The following is a 19,929-nucleotide window of genomic DNA, read 5'->3' as shown; positions in this document are numbered from 1 at the left end:
AGCCGGCCGACCGCCGACCGGCGGGCGGTGCCCGCGTCGAGCAGCGCGTACGCGGCCTCCAGCGGACGTGCGGCCCGCTGGTAGAGACCGGCGGCGCCATGCCGGTCGTCGAGCAGCCGGATCTGCCGTACGGCCGCTTCGACGGCGCTGACCTCCGCCTCGCCCACGTGGCGCTGCGACGGTACGGGGGCCGGGCCGAGGCCCAGTGAGACGGCGGCCATCGCGGCGGAACCGCCGGCCATGAATGCGCGACGCAGCACGTCGCTCTCCTCGTTGTTCTGGCTGGTGCAGGGGTGGCTGGTGCAGGAGTGGCTGGTGCAGGGCCGGCTGGAAGGGGGCAGGCCGGTCGGGGGCCGGGACGGTGGCTCGGCACCGGGACAGACGCCCCGGCCCCGCACCACCCCCCGGTCGGAGAACCCCAGGTCCTTCAGGGTCGAACCGGGGAACATATGCAGGAACACCCGCTCGTACGCGTAGTTGGGGCAGCGGATCTCGCCGGCCTCGACGCGCCCGATGTACCGCGCGTCGCACGAGACCTGCTCGCCGATCTCGCGGGCGGCCCTGCGGATGGCCGCCGCGAACTCACCGGGCGAGCGCTGTCCGCGCAACTGCCGGAAAGCCGGGTTGCGTACCTCCCGTGACATCGCCATGGCCGAGCCCTCTCTGGCGGACAGTGCTGCCGGCCCGGACCGCTCCGGCGCGCAAAACGTACCGTCTGTGATGAGACACACACACCCGGTATAGCTACAAAACGGATATCTCACCCGCGATTTGCCATGAACTGCCATCCTTTACGGCGGCGCTGCGCCGTAGCCCTTGACGCCCGCAGGCGTTGAACCTTGTGGAGAACGAGGAGGGGTTGCCTTGTTGGAGACCGGTATCGAGATGAGCGGTTCGAGAACAACCGCCCGGCACACACCCAGCCAGGAGTGCAGCGCACCGCCCGAGGGCGCGGCCGAACCGTGCGATCTGGTCACGGTCCCCGCACGGCAGGGGCTGGAGGCGGTGGACATCCTGCGCCGGGGGGCGGATTCGGCCGATGTGGGGCCCGTCCTGCACGACGGAGCCTGCGACACGCTCGGCTTCCTCGTGCCGCCCGGCACGGCCGACGGCTGGGACCTGCCGGGCAGCGCGTGTACGCAGACCAACGGCCGCGGGCTGCGGATCCCCGAGGAGCCGCCGGTCCGGGGCACCGGCTGGCTGCTGCCGCCCGAGACGGCACCGGTCACCGACCCTTCGGTGCTGAGGGCGGCGCTCGGCGAGGCGGCCCGTCTGATCGAGGCGGCCGACAACCGCAGGTGACGGCAGGGGCCGCCGAGCGCCTGCCGAGCGCCTGCCGAGTGCCTGCCGGGCGCCTGCCGGGCGCCTGCCGAGCGCCTGCCGGGCGGCCGCTGAGCGCGTCCGCCGCCGGGCGCGATACTGGGGGAGTGGCGAAGAACAAGCGGCAGGGCCGTTCCGCACCGGAGTCCGTCGTCGAGCAGGTGGACGGCGGGATCGCCGAACTCAGGCCCGACCGCGACCGCCCGCGTGCCTGGACGCTGCTGATCGACGGTGCCCCGCAGTCCCATGTGGACCTCGACGACCCCACGTACCTCGACTTCGAGTACCAGCGCAGGCTCGGCCATGTCATCGATCTCGCCGGACCGCCCAGGCAGCCGCTGCACGCCGTGCATCTGGGCGGCGGGGCGTTCACCCTGGCCCGCTATGCCGCGGCGACCCGCCCCCGCTCCACCCAGCAGATCGCCGAAGTGGACGGCCCGCTGGTCCAACTGGTGCGCCGGGTGCTGCCGCTGGACCCGGGCGCCCGGATCCGCGTCCGCTCCACCGACGCCCGCGCCGCGCTCGCCAAGATCCCGGACGGCTGGGCGGACCTGATCGTCGCCGACGTCTTCAGCGGTGCGCGCACCCCCGCGCATCTGACCAGTACGGAATTCCTCTCCGAGGTCCGCAGAGCGCTGAAGCCGGCCGGCTGGTACGCGGCGAACCTCACGGACGGCCCGCCGCTCACGTATCTGCGCGGCCAGATCGCCACGGCGGCGGAGACCTTCCCCGAACTGGCCCTGGCGGCCGAGCCGTCGGTACTGCGCGGCCGCAGGTTCGGGAACGCGGTCCTGCTGGCTTCGGCGCTCCCGCTGCCGGTCGCCGAGCTGACCCGCCGGGTGGCGGGGGACGGGCACGCGGGGCGGGTGGAGCACGGCCGCGGACTGACGGACTTCACGGGCGGGGCGAGGCCGGTACGGGACGCGGACGCCGAGGCGTCGCCTGCACCGCCGTCAGCGGTCTTCAGGTAGCGGCGCCACCCGGCCGTGCGGGGGCGTCCGGCCGCCGGGCCCTCAGTGGTCGTCGACCTCGACCGTCGGGCTGTGGCCGTTCCAGGTGCAGAACACCGACACCGACCGCTGCCCCTGTGTGAAGGTCACCCGGATCCACTCCGGCTGCTTCCAGACCCGCATCTGCCAGCCGTCCGCCGGGGTCGCCGACACCAGCTCCGCCGAGGCAGCCCCCAGGTCGAAGACGGCCCGGCCGCCCGAGGACGTATAACTCCGGACATCGCCGGATGAACCGGATGTGCCGGGTGAATTCGATGAACCGGTCCGGTCGTTCGCCGTCGACGAGGCCGAAGAACGCTGCGAGGCCGGGGCCGAAGCGGACGGTGCGGGCGGCGGGGAAGCCTCGCGTGACGGGTGGGCGGAGGAGGGCGATGACGACCCGCCCGACGGTGAGCTGCCCGCCCCGGGCGACGCGGAATCAGGTGCCTCCGGCCGCTGTGTGGCCGACGAGAGCAGCTCGGGGCTTCCGGCCACCGGAAGTGCCCGGGGCAGGTCGTAGGCCGTGCCCGCCATCACCGAATGCACCCCCCACCAGGTCAGCGTCGTCGCCGCGCCGGTGGCGAGCGACCATGCCAGGGCCTGTGTCAGTCGCCGGATCATCGCGCCATACTCCACCACCCGCCCCAGAGGTGGCGCAACACGGTGAGACACGTCCCGCACGCCCCCGGATGGCGTACGGTGCCGCCCATGGCAAGTGTGCTCGTGGTCGAGGACGACCAGTTCGTACGCTCCGCCCTCATCCGGCACCTCACCGAGGCCGCGCACACCGTGCGGAGCGTCGGCACGGCCCTCGAGGCCCTGCGTGAGGTGGCCCATTTCGGCTTTGACCTGGTCATTCTCGATCTGGGCCTGCCCGATCTCGACGGGGCGGAAGCGCTGAAGATGCTGCGCAGCATCACCGACGTACCGGTGATCATCGCCACTGCGCGGGACGACGAGACGGAGATCGTACGGCTGCTCAACGACGGCGCCGACGACTACCTCACCAAGCCCTTCTCCGTGGAGCACCTGTCGGCCCGGATGGCGGCCGTACTGCGCCGCTCCCGCAGCCGGCCGGGCGCCGAGCCGCCCCCGCAGCTCATCCGCGTCGGCGGGCTCTGCGTCGACCCGCTGCGCAGACAGGCGGAGCTGGACGGGGTACGGCTCGATCTCACCCGGCGGGAGTTCGACCTGCTGACCTTCCTCGCCGGACGGCCGGGAGTGGTCGTACCGCGCAAGGAACTGCTCGCCGAGGTGTGGCAGCAGTCGTACGGCGACGACCAGACCATCGACGTCCATCTCTCCTGGCTGCGCCGGAAACTCGGCGAGACCGCCGCGAACCCGCGCTATCTGCACACACTCCGCGGTGTCGGGGTGAAGCTGGAGCCGCCCCGGCCGGAGCCGCCCCGATGAGGTGGGCGCTGGTCAAGGTGGCGCTGGCCGCCACCGCCATGGTCGTGGTGGCCTTCGCCCTGCCGCTCGGTCTCGTCATCAAGGAGATGGCCGGCGACCGGGCGTTCGCCGCCGCCGAGCGGAACGCGTCGGCCCTCGCCCCCACCCTCTCCATCACCACCGACCGTCTCGCGCTGGAGAAGGCGGCCGCCTCCACCCCGGCGGGCGCCGCGGGCCGCGTCGCCCTCCATGTGCCCGCCTCGGGTGAGCCGGGCAGCGGGCCGACCGAGACGGGCCACCGGCGCGCCGCGGCCAAGGACATCGAGGCCGCCCGCCGCCAGGCCGTCATCACCAAGGTGCCCGGCGGCTCCGCGCTCCTCCAGCCGACCGCGCTGCCGACCGGGAAGATCGCGGTCGTCGAGGTGTACGTACCGGACGACGAGGTCTCCCACGGCGTCGGCACCGCCTGGCTGGTCCTCGCGGGCGTCGCCGTCGCGCTGGTCGTCGGATCGGTCGCGGTCGCCGACCGGCTGGGCGTACGGATGGTGCGCCCAGCGCAGCGGCTCGCGCGGGCGGCGCACGAACTGGGCGAGGGCAGGCTCTCCGTACGGGTCGCCGAGGAGGGGCCCACCGAACTGCGCTCGGCCGCCGTGGCGTTCAACTCGATGGCCGACCAGGTCGTCCAACTCCTGGACAACGAACGCGAACTGGCCGCCGATCTCTCCCACCGGCTGCGCACCCCGCTCACCGTCCTGCGGCTCAACGCGGCCTCGCTGGGCGAAGGTCCGGCCGCCGAGCAGACCCGCGCGGCCGTCGAGAAGCTGGAGCGGGAGGTCGACACGATCATCCGCACGGCCCGCGAACAGCGGCCGCGGACCCAGGGGCAGCAGAGCGCATCCGGCGGCTGCGACGTCTCCGAGGTGATCCGGGAGCGGATGGCCTTCTGGTCGGCGCTGGCGGAGGACGAGGGCCGCACGGTACGGCTGGCGGGCGTGGGCCGGACGGTACGCATCCCGGTCGTACGCTCCGAACTGGCCGCCGCACTCGACGCGTTGCTCGGCAACGTCTTCCGCCACACCCCCGAGGGCACCCCCTTCGCGGTGGATGTGCACCACGCGGACGACGCCGTCATCGTCCTCGTGTCGGACGCCGGAGCGGGCATCGCCGACCCGGCGGCGGCACTGGCCCGCGGCAACAGCGGCCGGCGGACCGGCTCCACGGGGCTCGGCCTGGACATCGTGCGCCGGGTCGCCGAGTCGACCGGCGGTGACGTACGGATCGGGCGCTCGGTCCTCGGCGGCACCGAGGTCCGGCTGTGGATCGCCCTGGACGGCGGCCGTACGGGAGCGGCCCGCGGCCACCGGGTGCGGGGCCGCAGACGCGGGGCGCTCCGGGGGTCGGTACCGGGCTGATCCGGGGCAGTGGCACACGCCCGGGAAGCCCTCACGGGAAGGACAGCGGCACCCGTCGGCAAGCCCCGCATTAACCGCTCCCTTTGTCTTCCTTAAGCCCGCCCTAAGATCCTCGTCTTCCCTCCTGAACCGCCCAATTGTCCGGTTCGGACTCGCTAGCGTGCTGCCACACCCCCCACTTCCGTAACGCAGAGGCAGGCACGCCATGAGTACGACGACCCACCGGCGCAAGGTGAGCGGCACGACCAAGGCGATGGGCGCGGTCGTGGCCGCGGCCGTCGCAGGGGGCGGCGCGTTCGCACTGACCGGTACCGCGCACGCCGCCGATGTGGGCGCCGCCTACAGCAAGACCAGTGACTGGCAGGGCGGTTACACCGGCCAGTACGTCGTCAGCAACGACGCCGGGAAGGCGCTGACCGACTGGAAGCTGGAGTTCGACCTGCCCAAGGGCACCAGGCTCAGCTCGCTCTGGAACGCCGACTCCACGGTCGACGGACAGCACGTCACCGTGCGGCCGTCGAAGTGGGACAAGGCGGGTATCGCCGCCGGCAAGTCCCTCACCATCGGCTTCGTCACCTCGGCGGGTGCCACCGCCGGTGACCCCACCGGCTGTGTCATCGACGGCGCCAAGTGTTCGGTCGACGACGGCGGTGCGCCCGCGCCGAGCGGCCGGCCCACCGAGCCGTCCCAGCCGTCCGCTTCGAAGTCCTCGCAGCCGTCGGCCGACCCCACGGCGGCCGCGGGAGCGACCGGGAGCGCCGCGTCGAAGCCCGCATCCACGCCCCCCAAGGCCACCGGCACAGGCACCTCGTCGGGCGCGGGCTTCGCCCCGTACATCGACACCTCGCTGTACCCGGCGTACAACCTGCTCGACACGGTGACCAAGGCCGGGGTGAAGGAGTTCAACCTGGCCTTCATCACCTCAGGCGGCAGCTGCGCCCCGCTCTGGGGCGGTGCCACGGGACTCGGCGACGACAAGGTGGCCTCGCAGATCAGCGGCCTGCGGGCCAAGGGCGGTGACGTCCGGGTGTCCTTCGGCGGGGCCTCCGGCACCGAACTGGGCGCGGCCTGCACATCCGCCGACGCGCTGGCCGCCGCTTACGGCAAGGTCATCGACACCTACAAGCTCACCAAGGTCGACTTCGACATCGAGGGCGGTGCGCTGCCGGACACCGCGGCCAACACCCGCCGCGCCCAGGCCATCGCGCAGCTCCAGAAGTCCCACCCCGGGCTCGACGTCTCGTTCACGCTGCCGGTGATGCCCGAGGGACTGACCCAGCCCGGCGTGGACCTCGTTGCCAACGCGAAGAAGAACGGCGTCGACATCTCAGCGGTCAACATCATGGCCATGGACTACGGCGCCTCGTACAGCGGTGACATGGGTGACTACGCGACCCAGGCGGCGACCGCCACGCAGGCTCAGATCAAGGGGGTACTCGGGCTTTCGGACGCCGCTGCCTGGAAGGCCGTCGCGGTCACGCCGATGATCGGCGTCAATGACGTCAACACCGAGAAGTTCACGGTGGACGACGCGAAGCAGCTGGCCGAGTTCGCCAAGGCGAAGGGCCTGGCCCGGCTCTCGATGTGGTCGGGCGCGCGGGACAAGGAGTGCCCGGGCGGTGCGAAGGACTCGGCCGACCCGACGTGCTCGTCGGTGGTCCAGGACGAGCTGGCCTTCAGCAAGGCGTTCGCGGCGAACAGCTGACGCCGCTCCCCGAACAGACGCCCCGGCCGGCTCACCCCCCACCCGGCCGGGGCGTTTCGCCGTGCCCGGACCCGCCCGGACATCCCGTACGCCCGCCCGCCTGCCCGTACCCCCGCCCGGCCCCGCCCGGCACACCGGGCCGCGTAACCCGCCCGCTCCAGGGCGAAGTTCGAAGAAAAAAGGCGGCTGGCGTCCGGAACGGCCTTCCCCTCCAAGCCCCGTTCACCTTCCGGTGTACGGCCGTGATCCCGGTTCCGGTGTGCCCCTGCCAGGCCCCGTAGCCGGGCCTTTCGCGTGCGTCACCCCGCTGAACTGCGGGAACGCGCCCCGGCCCGGCATCGGGGCGGGCCGGGGCAGATGTCGGCAAGGGCTGTGCCGGACACGTTCTCGTGACGTGCGGGACACGCTCGGGCAACGGAAGCGTCTTCAACTCTTGACACCCACCCCTCCGAGGCAGCAACCTTCCGGCATCGGCGCATGGGAGCGCTCCCACATCGCACGGGTCCTTCCCGTACGGACAGAACAGCCCGTGTCTCCCCCCTTGCACTTCCCGGCACCCGTGCTCACCAGCGCGTATGCCGCGCAGTAAGAACCCGGTCCCACCCTGGAACAAGGAGTAGTGGAATGCGCATCACCCGCACCGTCGGCGGTCGCCGCCGCAGAGCCGCGGTCATCGCCACCACGGGCCTGACGGCCACCGCCCTGTTGCTGGCCGGCTGCAGCAGCGACTCGTCGGACTCGGGCAAGAGCACCGACGCGAACGGGAACATCACCCTGACCGTCGCGGACTACGGGCAGTTCGGCTACAAGGAGGCCGGGCTCTTCGCCCAGTACCACAAGCTGCACCCGAACATCACGGTCAAGGAAGACACCACCGCCGATGAGAAGGTCTACTACCCCAAGCTGCTCCAGGAGCTGAACTCCGGCAGTGGCCTGGCGGACGTTCAGGGCATCGAGGTCGGCCGGATCAAGGAAATGGTCGACACCAAGGCGGACAAGTTCGCCGACCTCAGCAAGGTGATCAACGTCGACGACTGGGTGTCCTGGAAGGAGAAGCAGGCCACCACGTCGGGCGGACAGGTGATCGGCGCGGGCACCGACATCGGTCCTATGTCGCTCTGCTACAACACGGACCTCTTCAAGAAGGCCGGCCTGCCGACCGACCGGGACAAGGTGGCCCAGAAGATCGCCGGCGGATGGAGTGACTACCTCGCGCTGGGTGAGGAGTACAAGAAGAACGCTCCCGCGGGCACCTTCTTCATGGACTCGGCGAGCGCCATGTTCAACGCTGTGGTGAGCTCCAACACGCAGCAGTACTACGACTCCAGCGGTCAGCCGATCTACAAGACCAGCTCCAGCGTCAAGGACGGCTGGAAGCTGGCCTCCCAGGCCGCCTCCGAGGGGCTCTCGCACGGTCTCGCACAGTTCGACCCGCCCACCTGGCCGCCGGCGCTGCGCAAGAACAGCGTCGCCACCGTCGTCTGTCCCGCATGGATGGCCGGTCAGATCTCGACGAACGCGGGCCCGTCCAACAAGGGTCACTGGGACATCACCACGGCCCCCGGCTCGTCCTCGGCCAACTGGGGCGGCTCGTTCCTGGGCATTCCCAAGAGCGGTCAGCACGTGGCCGAGGCCAGCGCACTGGTCAAGTGGCTGACCGCGCCGGCCCAGCAGGCCGCCGTCTTCAAGGCGATCGGCGCCTTCCCGTCCAACAAGAACGCGTACACCCTTCCCGAAGTGAAGAACGCCAAGCTTCCCTACTTCAACAACGCGCCCGTAGGCAAGATCTACGCCCAGGAGGCCGCCACCATCCCGGCTGCCGTGCTCGGCCCGAAGGACGCCGACATCAAGGACGCGTTCTCCACACAGATCACCAACATGGAGCAGCGCCACACCAGTTCGTCGAAGGCGTGGAACGACGCGATCAACAACATCGACAAGACGGTCGGCTGATCGGCACCGGTGCGGGCGGCCACCGGGCCGTCGGCGCCGGTCACCGATGCGGGCGGCGCCCTGCCGATGAGGCCGGACGCCGCCCGGGCGGTACGCACATGGACCGGCGATCCGACACCGCCACACCGGGCCGGACAGGTCCGGACACCGCCACACCGGGCCGGACAGGTCCGCTCATCGCGCCGGGTCGGCGCATCCCAGGGAAAGGACTCCCGCCTGTGGCAACCTCGACCCCCACCCGGGATACTTACGCCCCGCCTCCCCGCGGTTCCAAGCAGACGCCGGCCCGCCGGCAGAAGTGGCGGAGTCGGCTGTGGCGGTTCGACGACAAAGCATCCCCTTACGCATACATCGCCCCGTTCTTCCTGGTCTTCGGCGCCTTCGGTCTCTATCCGCTGATCTACACCGGCTGGATCGCCCTGCACCGCGTGGAGATGACCGGCCTCGACCAGATGCAGTGGGTCGGCTGGGAGAACTTCTCCAAGATCCTCCATGACTCCGAGTTCTGGACGGCGGTCGGCAACACCTTCCTGATCGGCGTGATGTCGACGGTCCCGCAGCTGCTGGTGGCGCTGGGCCTCGCCCATCTGCTGAACTACAAGTTGCGGGCCAGCACCTTCTGGCGCACGATCATCCTCACCCCGTACGCCACATCGGTGGCCTCCGCCGCCCTGGTCTTCGCCCTGGTCTTCCGGGCCGACGGCGGACTGCTGAACTGGGCGCTGCACTTCATCGGCCTCGGCCACACCAACTGGGCCAACGGCCAGTGGACATCGAAGATCGCCATCTCGGTCATCGTGATCTGGCGCTGGACCGGGTACAACACCCTGATCTACCTGGCCGCGATGCAAGCGGTGCCCACCGATCTGTACGAGGCAGCCTCGATCGACGGCGCTTCGCGCTGGCAGCAGTTCCGCAAGGTGACCATCCCGTCGCTGCGGCCGACGATCCTCTTCACGATCGTCATCTCCACCATCGGCTCGATGCAGCTGTTCGGTGAGCCGCTCCTGCTGGAGGGCGGCAGGCTCGGAGCGATCGGGGGCAACGAGAACCAGTACGAGACGCTCAGTATTTATCTCTACAACTACGGCTGGAACCTGGGGCATCTCGGTCCGGCCGCCGCGGTGGCCTGGGCGATGCTCGTTCTCCTGCTGCTCATCGCCGCGATCAACTGGCTCATCAGCCGCTTCGTACGCAAATCAGCGGCCTGACCGGGAGCGATATCCATGACTATGACCAGCCCCGCCCACGCGCCCGGTCTCACCACCCCGCCGGCCGCCGCCCCTCCCGCGCCCCGCCGCCGCTTCAGGCCCGGCGCGGGCCAGCAGCTGAAGGGCGGCCCCTTCGCCTACGTCGCACTGATCCTCGTCGGCATCGGCTCGATCCTGCCGCTGTACTGGACACTGGTGGCGGCCTCCCACACCCAGGACGAAGTACTCAACACCACACCGCCGTTCGTGCCCGGCGGGCGGCTCCTCCACAACCTCGACGCCGCCTGGAACCAGGCCCACCTCGGCAAGGCGATCGTCAACAGCATCATCGTCTCCTCCTGCATCACCGCGGCTACGCTCTTCTTCTGCACCCTCGCCGGTTACGCCTTCGCCAAGATGCGCTTCAAGGGGCGCGGCTGGCTGATGACCGCGGTCATCGCGACCCTGACCATCCCCCCGCAGCTCAGCGTCGTCCCGCTCTTCATGATGATGTCCAAGATCGGCTGGGGCGGGAACCTGGAGTCGGTGATCTTCCCGACCCTGGTGAGCGCGTTCGGTGTCTTCTTCATGCGGCAGTACCTGACGGAAGCGCTGCCGTACGAACTCATCGAGGCGGCCAAGCTCGACGGCGCCAACAACCTCCGCATCGTGCGCAGCGTGGTCCTTCCCGCGGCCCGCCCCGCGATGATGGTGCTGGGGATGCTCACCTTCGTCCAGGCGTGGAACGACTTCTTCTGGCCCTACCTGGCCCTGAACCAGCAGAACCCGACGCTACAGGTGGCCCTCGGCCAGCTGAGCGCCTCCTACACGCCCGACCAGAGCATCGTGATGGCGGGCGCGCTGATCAGCACGCTGCCGCTGCTCGTGGTGTTCGTGGTCTTCGGCAAGCGGATTGTCGGAGGCATCATGTCGGGCGCCGTCAAGGGGTGAACCACAGCACCCCCTTCCGGTACGTCCGTACGGCCGGTGCCTGACCACGGGCCGTACGGACCCGAACGTCCCGCCGCACTCCACTCAGGACCCAAGCCCCGCTTGAGCCCATCTGCCCCTGTCCGCCCACCCCTGGGAGCGCTCCCGCATGACTGCCGTACGACCCGAGACCACCACCCGTGAGCAGGCGCCCGAGACGACGGACTTCCCCCTGGGCTTCGTCTGGGGCGCGGCCACCGCCGCCTACCAGGTGGAGGGCGCCGCCGCCAGCGACGGCCGCACCCCGTCCATCTGGGACACCTTCAGCCACACACCGGGCAAGGTCCGCAACGGTGACACCGGTGACATCGCCGCCGACCACTACCACCGCTACCGCGACGACGTGGCGCTGATGAAGCAGCTGGGCCTCAAGGCGTACCGCTTCTCCGTCTCCTGGTCGCGCGTGCAGCCCACCGGCCGCGGCCCGGCCGTGGAGCGCGGTCTGGACTTCTACCGCAGACTCGCCGACGAACTGCTCGAAGCGGGCATCACCCCGGTCGCCACGCTCTACCACTGGGACCTGCCACAGGAGTTGGAGGACGCGGGCGGCTGGCCGCACCGGACGACCGCCGACCGCTTCACCGACTACGCGGCGATCATGGCCGACGCGCTCGGCGACCGCGTCGGCATGTGGACCACGCTCAACGAGCCGTGGTGCTCCGCCTTCCTCGGCTACGGCTCCGGGGTGCACGCCCCGGGCCGCACCGAGCCGGCCGCGACCCTGCGGGCGGCCCACCATCTCAACCTCGCCCATGGCCGGGCGACCGAGGTTCTGCGCGGTCAACTCCCCGCCACCGCGCAGATCTCGGTCACCCTCAATCTCCACCAGGTCCGCCCGCTGACCGGCAGCGCGGCCGACGCGGACGCCGCACGCCGGATCGACGCGGTCGGCAACCGGATCTTCACCGGCCCGATCCTGGACGGCGGCTACCCCGAGGACCTGCTCGCCGACACGGCGCATCTGGTGGACTGGCCGGAGCTGATCAAGGACGGCGACCTGGCCACCATCGCGGCCCCCATCGACGTACTGGGCGTCAACTACTACACACCGACGCTGGTTTCGACACCGGAGACCGGCACCGGAGACACCCGCGACGACGGCCACGGCAGCAGCGACCACTCGCCCTGGACCGGCTCCGAGCATGTCGCCTTCCACCTCGCCGAGGGCAAGAAGCGCACCGCGATGAACTGGTCGATCGACCCCGACGGGCTGTACACCCTGCTGACGGACGTCAGCCGGGCCCACCCGGGCCTGCCGCTGATGGTCACCGAGAACGGCGCCGCCTTCGACGACTACGTCTCGCCCGAGGGCCGGGTCGCCGACCCCGAGCGGATCGACTATCTGCACGGCCATCTCGACGCCGTACGGCGGGCGGTGGCCGACGGCGCCGATGTGCGCGGCTACTTCCTCTGGTCCCTGATGGACAACTTCGAGTGGGGGTACGGGTACTCCAAGCGGTTCGGCGCGGTCTACGTCGACTACGCGTCCCAGCGCAGGATCCCGAAGTCGAGCGCCCACTGGTATGCCGACGTGATCAGCCGCCACGCGCTGCCCCCGGTGGACTGACCGCGCCCGGCCCCGGCGGGCGGGCGGGACCCGGCACTGTGCCAGGTCCCGTCCGGCCCGCGGTCCGTTTCCCGGCGGGCCGCACCGCCCCGTAGAGTGGGAGCGCTCCCATCGGCGGCGCGCGGTACGGGACGGACCCAGCCCCCGAGCGTGTCGAGGAGCCGGCGACCGGACTTGGTCCGGTTATCCGCCTTGTGAGAAATTGACCGCGAACGGGAGGCAGCCATGGCGGCAGCGCGAGTACGGAGCGGCGGGCGGCCCACGCTCGAAGAGGTCGCGGCGCGGGCCGGGGTCGGCCGCGGCACGGCCTCCCGCGTCATCAACGGCTCGCCCCGGGTCAGCGACCGTACGCGGGAGGCTGTCGAGGCCGCGGTGGCGGAGCTGGGGTACGTGCCCAACCGGGCGGCCCGCGCGCTCGCCGGGAACCGCACGGACGCCATCGCGCTCGTCGTGCCCGAGCCCGAGACTCGCTTCTTCGCCGAGCCGTACTTCTCGGACATCGTCCGTGGCGTGGGCGCCGCGCTCGCCGACACCGAGATGCAGCTGCTGCTCACACTCGTCGGCAGTGACCGCGAGCGCGACCGGCTCGCCCAGTATCTGGCCGCGCACCGGGTGGACGGCGTGCTGCTCGTCTCCGTGCACGCCGACGACCCGCTGCCCGACCTCCTCCAGCAGCTGGAGATCCCGGCCGTGGTGAGCGGCCGGCGTTCCTTCCGGGAGACGCTTCCCTCGGTCGACTCGGACAACTATCAGGGGGCGCGCAGCGCCGTCGGGCACCTGATCGCGCGGGGCCGGCGCAGGATCGCGACGATCACCGGGCCGTTCGACATCTACGCCGCGCAGTGCCGCCTCGACGGGTACCGCAAGGCCGTCGCCGCTGCGGGCGCCGACGGCGACGAGGCGCTCGTCGCCCCGGGCGACTTCTCCGAGGAGAGCGGCCGCCGGGCGATGGAGCTGCTGCTCGACCGCCGCCCCGACCTGGACGCGGTGTTCGCCGCATCCGACGTGATGGCGGCCGGTGCCCGCCAGGTGCTGCGCGAGCGCGGTCTGCGGGTGCCCGACGACGTGGCGCTGGTGGGCTTCGACGACTCGGTGATCGCCCGTCATATGGACCCGCCGCTGACGAGCGTGCGGCAGCCGATCGAGGAGATGGGCCGCACCATGGCCAGGCTGCTGCTCGCGGAGATCGCGGTACACCGCTCGCCCGGGGCCCCCGCCGTCGAGCGGGCCCAGCTGGTGCTCCCGACGGATCTGGTGCCCCGGCTCAGCTCGTAGGGCCTTCCGCCCGGACCGGGCCGGGCGCCCGAGGCCGGCTGCTGCGCGTACGGAAAAGGGCCGACCCGCGAAAGCAGGTCGGCCCTTGATCATCAAGGGTGAGTAACGGGACTCGAACCCGCGACATCCTGGACCACAACCAGGTGCTCTACCATCTGAGCTATACCCACCATGACCGTGTCGTTTCCGACCGGCCGAGAAAAAGTGTACAGGGTCCGGGAGGGTGCTCGCTCCCGCCTTTCCGGCAGGTCGCCGCCCGTCCTCACGGAGTGTCCTAGCGGTCCTGATCCGTGGGGAGGACGTGCTTGGCCGCGATCTTCTTCGCGGTGTCCGAGTCCGGCCCCGGCTGCGGCACGAAGACGGCCTCCCGGTAGTAGCGCAGCTCCGCGATCGACTCGCGGATGTCCGCCAGCGCCCGGTGGTTGCCCTTCTTCTCCGGGCTGTTGAAGTAGGCCCGCGGATACCAGCGCCGGGACAGCTCCTTGACCGAGGAGACATCCACGATGCGGTAGTGGAGATAGCTCTCCAGATCCTTCATGTCGCGCAGCAGGAAGCCCCGGTCGGTACCGACCGAATTCCCGCAGAGCGGTGCCTTGCCCGGCTCCTTCACGTGCTCGCGTACATACGCCAGCACCTGCTGCTCGGCGTCGGCCAGCGTGGTGCCGCCGTCCAGTTCGTCGAGCAGGCCGGATGAGGTGTGCATCTTCCGCACCACGTCGGGCATGGTCTCCAGTGCCTCGGCGGGCGGGCGGATCACGATGTCCACCCCTTCGCCGAGCACGTTCAGCTCCGAGTCGGTGACCAGTGCGGCCACCTCAATGAGTGCGTCGTCCGTCAACGAGAGCCCGGTCATCTCGCAGTCGATCCACACCATGCGATCGTTCATACGCCCCACCTTAAGGGGCTGAGCCGCAAGGCCCAGCCCCTCGTGGGTACTGCTGCGTCCTGCTTTACGTCGCGCTGCGCTGCCCGGGGACCACGGGGCGGCCCGGTGCATAGGTGTCCGAGCCCGGTTTGCCCGGGTCGGGCAGCGCGGGTGACCCCTGCTGCGGCGCCGGGGGCTGGGTGCCGCCCGGTGCCGGTGCCGCTGCCGGTGTACGGCGGGACTGCGGGACGCCGTCCGCCGCCGGAGCCACCGGTACCGGCTCGGGCCCCTGCGGCCTGCGGGCCCGGTACGCCGTCCGGTACGCGGCCGGCGACGAGCCCAGCTGGCGCCGGAAGTGACCGCGCAGCGCGACCGGTGAACGGAAGCCGCAGCGGCCCGCCACCTCGTCCACCGAGTAGTCCGATGTCTCCAGGAGGCGCTGCGCCTGGAGCACCCGCTGGGTGATCAGCCACTGCAGCGGCGCACTGCCGGTCAGCGAGCGGAACCGGCGGTCGAACGTCCGGCGGCTCATGTACGCGCGAGCGGCCAGCGTCTCCACGTCGAACTGCTCGTGGAGGTGCTCCAGCGCCCAGGCGACGACCTCCGCCAGGGGGTCGGAGCCGATTTCCTCCGGTAAAGACCTGTCGAGGTAGCGCTCCTGGCCGCCGCTCCTGCGCGGGGGGACCACCAGCCGCCTGGCGAGCGCGCCCGCCGCGTCGGCGCCGTGGTCCGTCCGCACGATGTGCAGGCATAGATCGATTCCCGCCGCGGTCCCGGCCGAGGTCAGGACGTCGCCGTCGTCGACGAAGAGCTCACGCGGGTCCACGTGGACCGACGGATAGCGCTTCGCCAGCGTCGGCGCGTACATCCAGTGCGTGGTCGCGGGCCTGCCGTCCAGGAGCCCGGCGGCGGCGAGCACGAACGCGCCGGTGCACAGACCGACGATGCGCGCGCCCTCCTCATGGGCACGGCGCAGCGCGTCCAGCGCCTCGGGCGGCGGCGGCGAGGTGATCGACCGCCAGGCCGGGACGACGACGGTGCCGGCCCTGCTGATGGCCTCCAGGCCGTACGGCGCGGTGAGTTCAAGACCGCCCGTGGTGCGCAGCGGGCCTTCCTCGCCCGCGCTCACCAGCAGCCGGTAGCGGGGCACCCCGGCGTCCTGCCGGTCGATGCCGAAGACGGAGAGCGGAATCGAGCTCTCGAATATGGGCCCGCCGCTGAAGAGCAGTACCGAGACGATCTCCTTGCGGCGGCGCCCGGAGAGCTTTCTTGCGGTCTCCGCCACGGCGGTGGAGTCCTGGCCCTGACTCATGGTGCTAAGCCCCCCTCGGTGCTCATGGCTCCCTGATCCTGTCGGGACTGTCGCTCCTGCAAACTGCTTTTAATCGTCACAGCCCCTCGGTCCAGCACGAGATCCCCCGCCTCTTACCCAAGATCGAATCTACTGTGTCCCGTGCTGTCGGCGTGACAAGTTCGACTGACGGCGTTATGTCGACATGGCAACTTGGCGCGAAGCATTCGATCAGGAAGCGTTTCACTCAGGAAGCCCCCAGGGAAGTGGGCATCCCGCGCATGGCCCGTCCCAGTAGGGTGCGAGAGCCGCCGTTGGTCCTTTCATCCCTGGTGGCACGGGGGTTGACGTATCGTTCCGCCAAGGTCGGGGTAGGTCACATAAGTTGGCTGAAAACGATCGGGCGCGCGGGTGGGATTCAGTCAGCACACCGGCGTGCGCTGCCCAGACTGCCATCGGAACCTGTGCGCTCCCGGTACGCGCGGGCCCGCGCGGCGGACGAACGGCGTACGGAGAGCGGCCGGACGGCGGCCGGGCGGGTGCCGTACGCCCCCTGTCCGCCCGCCCGGTGGCCGGCACATGGCAGGCCGGTGTCCGGGCGCGCGTACCGGAGTGCGCGGGGGAGCGCGGAGTGGCACGGCCGGGCGGCGCCGGCGGCCGGTTTCCGGCGCCGGCGGTCCGGGACGGGAAGCTGTAGCTACCACCTGGCATTGCCATTTACCGGCCTGCTCGGGCATGCTCCCTGGAACGCCGGACTGGATCGGCGGGCAGTGGGCAGGAGAGGAGTGTCGCCGTACTCTGGAGGGTATGGGCTTGGGAAGATGATTCCCGGACACAGCTCCGCCGGACACGCTTCACCGCCAACTGCCGTTCCCTCCCAAGAGGATCTTCTTCGCCGAGATACCGATGGCCGGTTACGAATTCTCCGAACCCGCGGACCGCAGGCAGACCGCCGATCCATCGGCTGAACTCCATGCGGCGGACGCCTCACGTCACGCATGTGATCCCGCTTTCAGACACGGGGTCGTCGTCGGTTTCGACGGCTCGACCTCCAGTGAGCGGGCTCTCGCGTATGCCATCGGCATGGCCGTACGACTGGGCTCCGGCCTGATCATCGTCCATGTCGCCAACCGGCTGCCGACCACGGTCTGGGCGGGCTGCGAGCCCCCCGTCTTCGTGGACGTGCCGGACCACAGGACCGAAGTGCTCGGCCTCGAACTGGCCTGCGCCGACTACCTCGCCGATGTGCCCTGGATCCTCGTGGAGCGCGGCGGCGACATCTGCCACGAACTGGAGGAGGTCGGCCGGGAGTACTCGGCGGACGCGATCGTCGTCGGTTCGACGCACGGCATCGTCGGGCGGATCTTCGGCTCGGTGGCCGGCCGCCTCGCCCGGCGCGCCCAGCGGCCCGTCATCGTTATCCCCTGACCGTCATCCCGTCACGCAACACCGGCTGCCCCCGGGGCGGTTGCCACCGGGAGCAGCCGGACGGGCCGCTGCGGGGCCGTGCCTCTGGCCCCGCGCCGCTCGTCCCGTGCTACTCGACCGTGACCGACTTCGCCAGGTTGCGCGGCTTGTCGATGTCCCGGCCCAGGGCCAAAGCCGTGTGGTAGGCGAGCAGTTGGAGCGGGATCCCCAGCAGGATCGGGTCCAGCTCGTCCTCGTTCTTCGGCACCACGATCGTGTGATCGGCCTTCGGCTGCTCCTGGTGCGCGACCGCGAGGATGCGTCCGTCGCGCGCCTTGATCTCCTCCAGCGCCGCCCGGTTCTTCTCCAGCAGATCGTCGTCGGGCACGATCGCGACCGTCGGCATGGCGGGCTCGATCAGCGCGAGCGGCCCGTGCTTCAGCTCGGACGCCGGATACGCCTCGGCGTGGATGTACGAGACCTCCTTGAGCTTCAGCGATGCCTCGCGCGCCACCGGGTAGCCGCGCACCCGGCCGATGAACATCATCGACCTGGCGTCCGCGTACTCGACGGCCAGCTTCTCGATCTCGTCCTCGCGGTCCAGGATCCCGGCGATCTGGGCGGGCAGCTTCCGCAGCCCCGCGATGATCCGCTTGCCGTCGGCCACCGACAGGTCGCGGATCCGGCCCAGATGGAGCGCCAGCAGGGCGAAGGAGACCACCGTGTTGGTGAAGCACTTGGTCGAGACGACACAGACCTCGGGGCCCGCGTGCACGTACACCCCGCCGTCGGTCTCACGCGCGATGGCCGAGCCGACGACGTTGACCACGCCCAGCACCCGTGCGCCCTTGCGCTTGAGCTCCTGGACCGCCGCCAGCACGTCGTACGTCTCACCGGACTGCGACACGGCGACATACAGCGTGTCGGGGTCCACCACCGGGTTGCGGTAGCGGAACTCCGAAGCGGGCTCGGCGTCCGCGGGGATGCGGGCCAGTTCCTCGATCAGCTGGGCGCCCATCTGGCCCGCGTGGTACGAGGTGCCGCAGCCGAGGATCTTCACCCGGCGCACGCCCCGCGCGTCCCGGGCGTCCAGGTTCAGACCGCCCAGGTGCACCGTGGAGAAGCGGTCGTCGATCCGGCCGCGCAGCACCCGGTCGACTGCTTCGGCCTGCTCGGAGATCTCCTTGTGCATATACGTGTCGTGGCCGCCCATGTCGTACGACTCGGCCTCCCACTCCACGGTGGTCGGCGTCGACGAGGTGGTGGAGCCCTCGGTGGTGTAGGTACGGAAGTCGTCGGCCTTGAGGGTGGCCATCTCGCCGTCGTCGAGCGTGACGACCTGGCGGGTGTGCGAGACGAGGGCCGCCACGTCGGAGGCGACGAACATCTCCTTCTCGCCGATGCCCAGGACGACCGGCGAGCCGTTGCGGGCGACGACGATGCGGTCGGGGAAGTCCGCGTGCATGACCGCGACGCCGTAGGTGCCCTCGATCAGCCGCAGGGCCTCGCGGACCTTCTCCTCCAGCGTCGCCGCGGGGGAGCGGGCGATGAGGTGGGTGAGGACCTCGGTGTCGGTCTCGGAGAGGAACTCCACACCGTCGGCGTTGAGGCGGGTGCGCAGGTCGGACGCGTTGTCGATGATGCCGTTGTGGACGACGGCGACCTTGTTCTCCGCGTCCAGGTGCGGGTGGGCGTTCACGTCGCTGGGGGCGCCGTGGGTGGCCCAGCGGGTGTGGGCGATTCCGGTGGTGCCCGCGAACCGCTTCGGGACCCGGGCCTCCAGCTCGCGCACGCGGCCCTTCGCCTTGACCATCTTCAGCGCGGCGGACTTGGGTGAGGAGATGACGATGCCGGAGGAGTCGTACCCCCGGTACTCCAGCCGCTGCAGTCCCTCCAGCAGCAGCGGTGCCACATCACGCTTGCCGATGTACCCGACGATCCCGCACATATCGCTCCTTGGTTCCTAGCCGTAGATCATGCGGCGCAGCTGCCGCAGGGAGAGCTCGGGCGGTGCCACTGCACGATGAGGCAGCTCGTCCGAGATCTGTTGGAAAATATCCGGGTTCGTCAGCCCGCGGGCCTGCAGCTCGCGGTGGCGCCTGCGGACGAACTCCTCCGTCGTCTCGTCGAAGTAGGCCAGCACATCGAGGACCACCCGGGCGGCTTCGCCGCGCTGGAGCGCCGAGCTGCGCACCAGGTGGTCGATGAGGTCGTCGTACGACGGACGGGTTGCGGACACCCGTTGATATTGGAGTGGCGGGAGGGTATTCGCAATATTTCTGCCCGATTCCGGGCAGGTGGGGGCGGCTGGGCTGCTTCGGAATCGGCCGGTTCCGGCCGGTTCCGGCCGGGAGCGGGATCCGGAGTGGATCCGGAGTGGTCTATACCCTTGACCTTCCCTGGGGCGCAGGGTAGCCATGGGGGCACGTTCGGTTGCCCAGCGCCACAGTTGCGAGACCCTCCGGAGGGAATCCGCTTGTGAGACTGCACAGAACATCCCGATCCAGGTCCCTGCCCCGGCTTCTCGGTACGTTCCTCCTCGTCACGGCCGCCGGATTCGCCGGCACCGGAGC

The 19,929-nt window shown here is 70.5% G+C and carries 16 protein-coding genes, 1 tRNA gene and 1 pseudogene; 11 read left to right on the top strand and 7 right to left on the bottom strand.

What is annotated here, in order from left to right:
* Positions 1–650, bottom strand: a pseudogene (locus G3I19_RS22275) (tetratricopeptide repeat protein); the annotation flags it as partial.
* Positions 651–885: 235 nt separating this feature from the next.
* On the opposite strand from G3I19_RS22275, the gene G3I19_RS22270 reads away from it, so the two are divergent.
* Entirely contained in the window at positions 886–1,302 is a 417-nt protein-coding gene (locus G3I19_RS22270) for a hypothetical protein (protein WP_164265452.1), read from the top strand.
* A gap of 125 nt (positions 1,303–1,427) precedes the next feature.
* Positions 1,428–2,291 carry a fused MFS/spermidine synthase gene (locus tag G3I19_RS22265; protein WP_343235170.1) on the top strand — a complete coding sequence of 288 codons (864 nt, stop codon included), beginning with the start codon at positions 1,428–1,430 and terminating at the stop codon, positions 2,289–2,291.
* 42 nt (positions 2,292–2,333) lie between these two features.
* On the opposite strand, the gene G3I19_RS22260 is transcribed toward G3I19_RS22265, so the two are convergent.
* On the bottom strand, positions 2,334–2,930 hold the full coding sequence (locus G3I19_RS22260) for a hypothetical protein (RefSeq protein ID WP_164265450.1): 597 nt from the start codon (positions 2,928–2,930) through the stop codon (positions 2,334–2,336).
* A gap of 87 nt (positions 2,931–3,017) precedes the next feature.
* Here G3I19_RS22260 and G3I19_RS22255 point away from each other — a divergent pair, with 87 nt between their 5' ends.
* From G3I19_RS22255 to G3I19_RS22220, 8 genes are all read left to right on the top strand, one after another.
* Positions 3,018–3,722, top strand: coding sequence for a response regulator transcription factor (locus G3I19_RS22255; protein ID WP_164265449.1), 705 nt, complete (start codon positions 3,018–3,020; stop codon positions 3,720–3,722).
* On the top strand, positions 3,719–5,113 hold the full coding sequence (locus G3I19_RS22250; protein ID WP_164265448.1) for a HAMP domain-containing sensor histidine kinase: 1,395 nt from the start codon (positions 3,719–3,721) through the stop codon (positions 5,111–5,113). The genes G3I19_RS22255 and G3I19_RS22250 overlap by 4 nt, the downstream gene beginning before the upstream one ends.
* Before the next feature lie 205 nt (positions 5,114–5,318).
* On the top strand, positions 5,319–6,818 hold the full coding sequence (locus G3I19_RS22245) for a cellulose binding domain-containing protein (protein ID WP_164265447.1): 1,500 nt from the start codon (positions 5,319–5,321) through the stop codon (positions 6,816–6,818).
* Positions 6,819–7,442: 624 nt separating this feature from the next.
* Entirely contained in the window at positions 7,443–8,771 is a 1,329-nt protein-coding gene (locus G3I19_RS22240; RefSeq protein ID WP_164265446.1) for an extracellular solute-binding protein, read from the top strand.
* Between the two features lie 218 nt (positions 8,772–8,989).
* The gene (locus G3I19_RS22235; RefSeq protein ID WP_164265445.1) at positions 8,990–9,982 is read left to right on the top strand and encodes a sugar ABC transporter permease; all 993 of its coding nucleotides are present in this window, start codon (positions 8,990–8,992) and stop codon (positions 9,980–9,982) included.
* A gap of 15 nt (positions 9,983–9,997) precedes the next feature.
* Positions 9,998–10,912, top strand: a complete 915-nt coding sequence (locus G3I19_RS22230) for a carbohydrate ABC transporter permease (RefSeq protein WP_164265444.1) — start codon at positions 9,998–10,000, stop codon at positions 10,910–10,912.
* A gap of 148 nt (positions 10,913–11,060) precedes the next feature.
* On the top strand, positions 11,061–12,518 hold the full coding sequence (locus G3I19_RS22225; protein WP_164265443.1) for a GH1 family beta-glucosidase: 1,458 nt from the start codon (positions 11,061–11,063) through the stop codon (positions 12,516–12,518).
* 225 nt (positions 12,519–12,743) lie between these two features.
* Entirely contained in the window at positions 12,744–13,793 is a 1,050-nt protein-coding gene (locus G3I19_RS22220; RefSeq protein WP_164265442.1) for a LacI family DNA-binding transcriptional regulator, read from the top strand.
* Positions 13,794–13,890: 97 nt separating this feature from the next.
* Here G3I19_RS22220 and G3I19_RS22215 read toward each other — a convergent pair.
* The 3 genes from G3I19_RS22215 to G3I19_RS22205 all read right to left on the bottom strand — a co-directional run bounded on the left by G3I19_RS22215 (position 13,891) and on the right by G3I19_RS22205 (position 15,970).
* A tRNA-His gene (locus G3I19_RS22215) sits at positions 13,891–13,963 on the bottom strand.
* A gap of 104 nt (positions 13,964–14,067) precedes the next feature.
* Positions 14,068–14,679, bottom strand: a complete 612-nt coding sequence (gene orn / locus G3I19_RS22210; protein WP_164265441.1) for an oligoribonuclease — start codon at positions 14,677–14,679, stop codon at positions 14,068–14,070.
* A 64-nt stretch (positions 14,680–14,743) separates the two neighbouring features.
* Entirely contained in the window at positions 14,744–15,970 is a 1,227-nt protein-coding gene (locus tag G3I19_RS22205) for a helix-turn-helix domain-containing protein (protein WP_164265440.1), read from the bottom strand.
* 885 nt (positions 15,971–16,855) lie between these two features.
* On the opposite strand from G3I19_RS22205, the gene G3I19_RS22200 reads away from it, so the two are divergent.
* A complete protein-coding gene (locus tag G3I19_RS22200) occupies positions 16,856–17,377 on the top strand; it encodes a universal stress protein (RefSeq protein ID WP_164265439.1) in 522 nt (173 codons plus the stop codon).
* 109 nt (positions 17,378–17,486) lie between these two features.
* Here the strand turns inward: G3I19_RS22200 and glmS are convergent, their stop codons facing one another.
* Complete coding sequence (glmS, locus tag G3I19_RS22195) at positions 17,487–19,304, bottom strand: glutamine--fructose-6-phosphate transaminase (isomerizing) (protein ID WP_164265438.1); 1,818 nt, start codon at positions 19,302–19,304, stop codon at positions 17,487–17,489.
* A 15-nt stretch (positions 19,305–19,319) separates the two neighbouring features.
* Positions 19,320–19,595 carry a hypothetical protein gene (locus G3I19_RS22190; RefSeq protein WP_164265437.1) on the bottom strand — a complete coding sequence of 92 codons (276 nt, stop codon included), beginning with the start codon at positions 19,593–19,595 and terminating at the stop codon, positions 19,320–19,322.
* Positions 19,596–19,929: the final 334 nt, after the last annotated feature.

This window comes from Streptomyces sp. SID10853 (assembly GCF_010548145.1).
Classification (GTDB): Bacteria; Actinomycetota; Actinomycetes; order Streptomycetales; family Streptomycetaceae; genus Streptomyces.
The sequence above is the reverse complement of the archived record's forward strand: the minus strand, read 5'-3'. Positions and strand labels throughout refer to the sequence as shown.

Coding starts and splice junctions, on each gene's coding strand:
- orn (WP_164265441.1), bottom strand. CDS start 14,679: ATGAACGATCGCATGGTGTGGATCGACTGCGAGATGACCGGGCTCTCG.
- G3I19_RS22240 (WP_164265446.1), top strand. CDS start 7,443: ATGCGCATCACCCGCACCGTCGGCGGTCGCCGCCGCAGAGCCGCGGTC.
- glmS (WP_164265438.1), bottom strand. CDS start 19,304: ATGTGCGGGATCGTCGGGTACATCGGCAAGCGTGATGTGGCACCGCTG.
- G3I19_RS22270 (WP_164265452.1), top strand. CDS start 886: ATGAGCGGTTCGAGAACAACCGCCCGGCACACACCCAGCCAGGAGTGC.
- G3I19_RS22255 (WP_164265449.1), top strand. CDS start 3,018: ATGGCAAGTGTGCTCGTGGTCGAGGACGACCAGTTCGTACGCTCCGCC.
- G3I19_RS22205 (WP_164265440.1), bottom strand. CDS start 15,970: ATGAGTCAGGGCCAGGACTCCACCGCCGTGGCGGAGACCGCAAGAAAG.
- G3I19_RS22260 (WP_164265450.1), bottom strand. CDS start 2,930: ATGATCCGGCGACTGACACAGGCCCTGGCATGGTCGCTCGCCACCGGC.
- G3I19_RS22200 (WP_164265439.1), top strand. CDS start 16,856: ATGGCCGGTTACGAATTCTCCGAACCCGCGGACCGCAGGCAGACCGCC.
- G3I19_RS22250 (WP_164265448.1), top strand. CDS start 3,719: ATGAGGTGGGCGCTGGTCAAGGTGGCGCTGGCCGCCACCGCCATGGTC.
- G3I19_RS22225 (WP_164265443.1), top strand. CDS start 11,061: ATGACTGCCGTACGACCCGAGACCACCACCCGTGAGCAGGCGCCCGAG.
- G3I19_RS22230 (WP_164265444.1), top strand. CDS start 9,998: ATGACTATGACCAGCCCCGCCCACGCGCCCGGTCTCACCACCCCGCCG.
- G3I19_RS22245 (WP_164265447.1), top strand. CDS start 5,319: ATGAGTACGACGACCCACCGGCGCAAGGTGAGCGGCACGACCAAGGCG.
- G3I19_RS22220 (WP_164265442.1), top strand. CDS start 12,744: ATGGCGGCAGCGCGAGTACGGAGCGGCGGGCGGCCCACGCTCGAAGAG.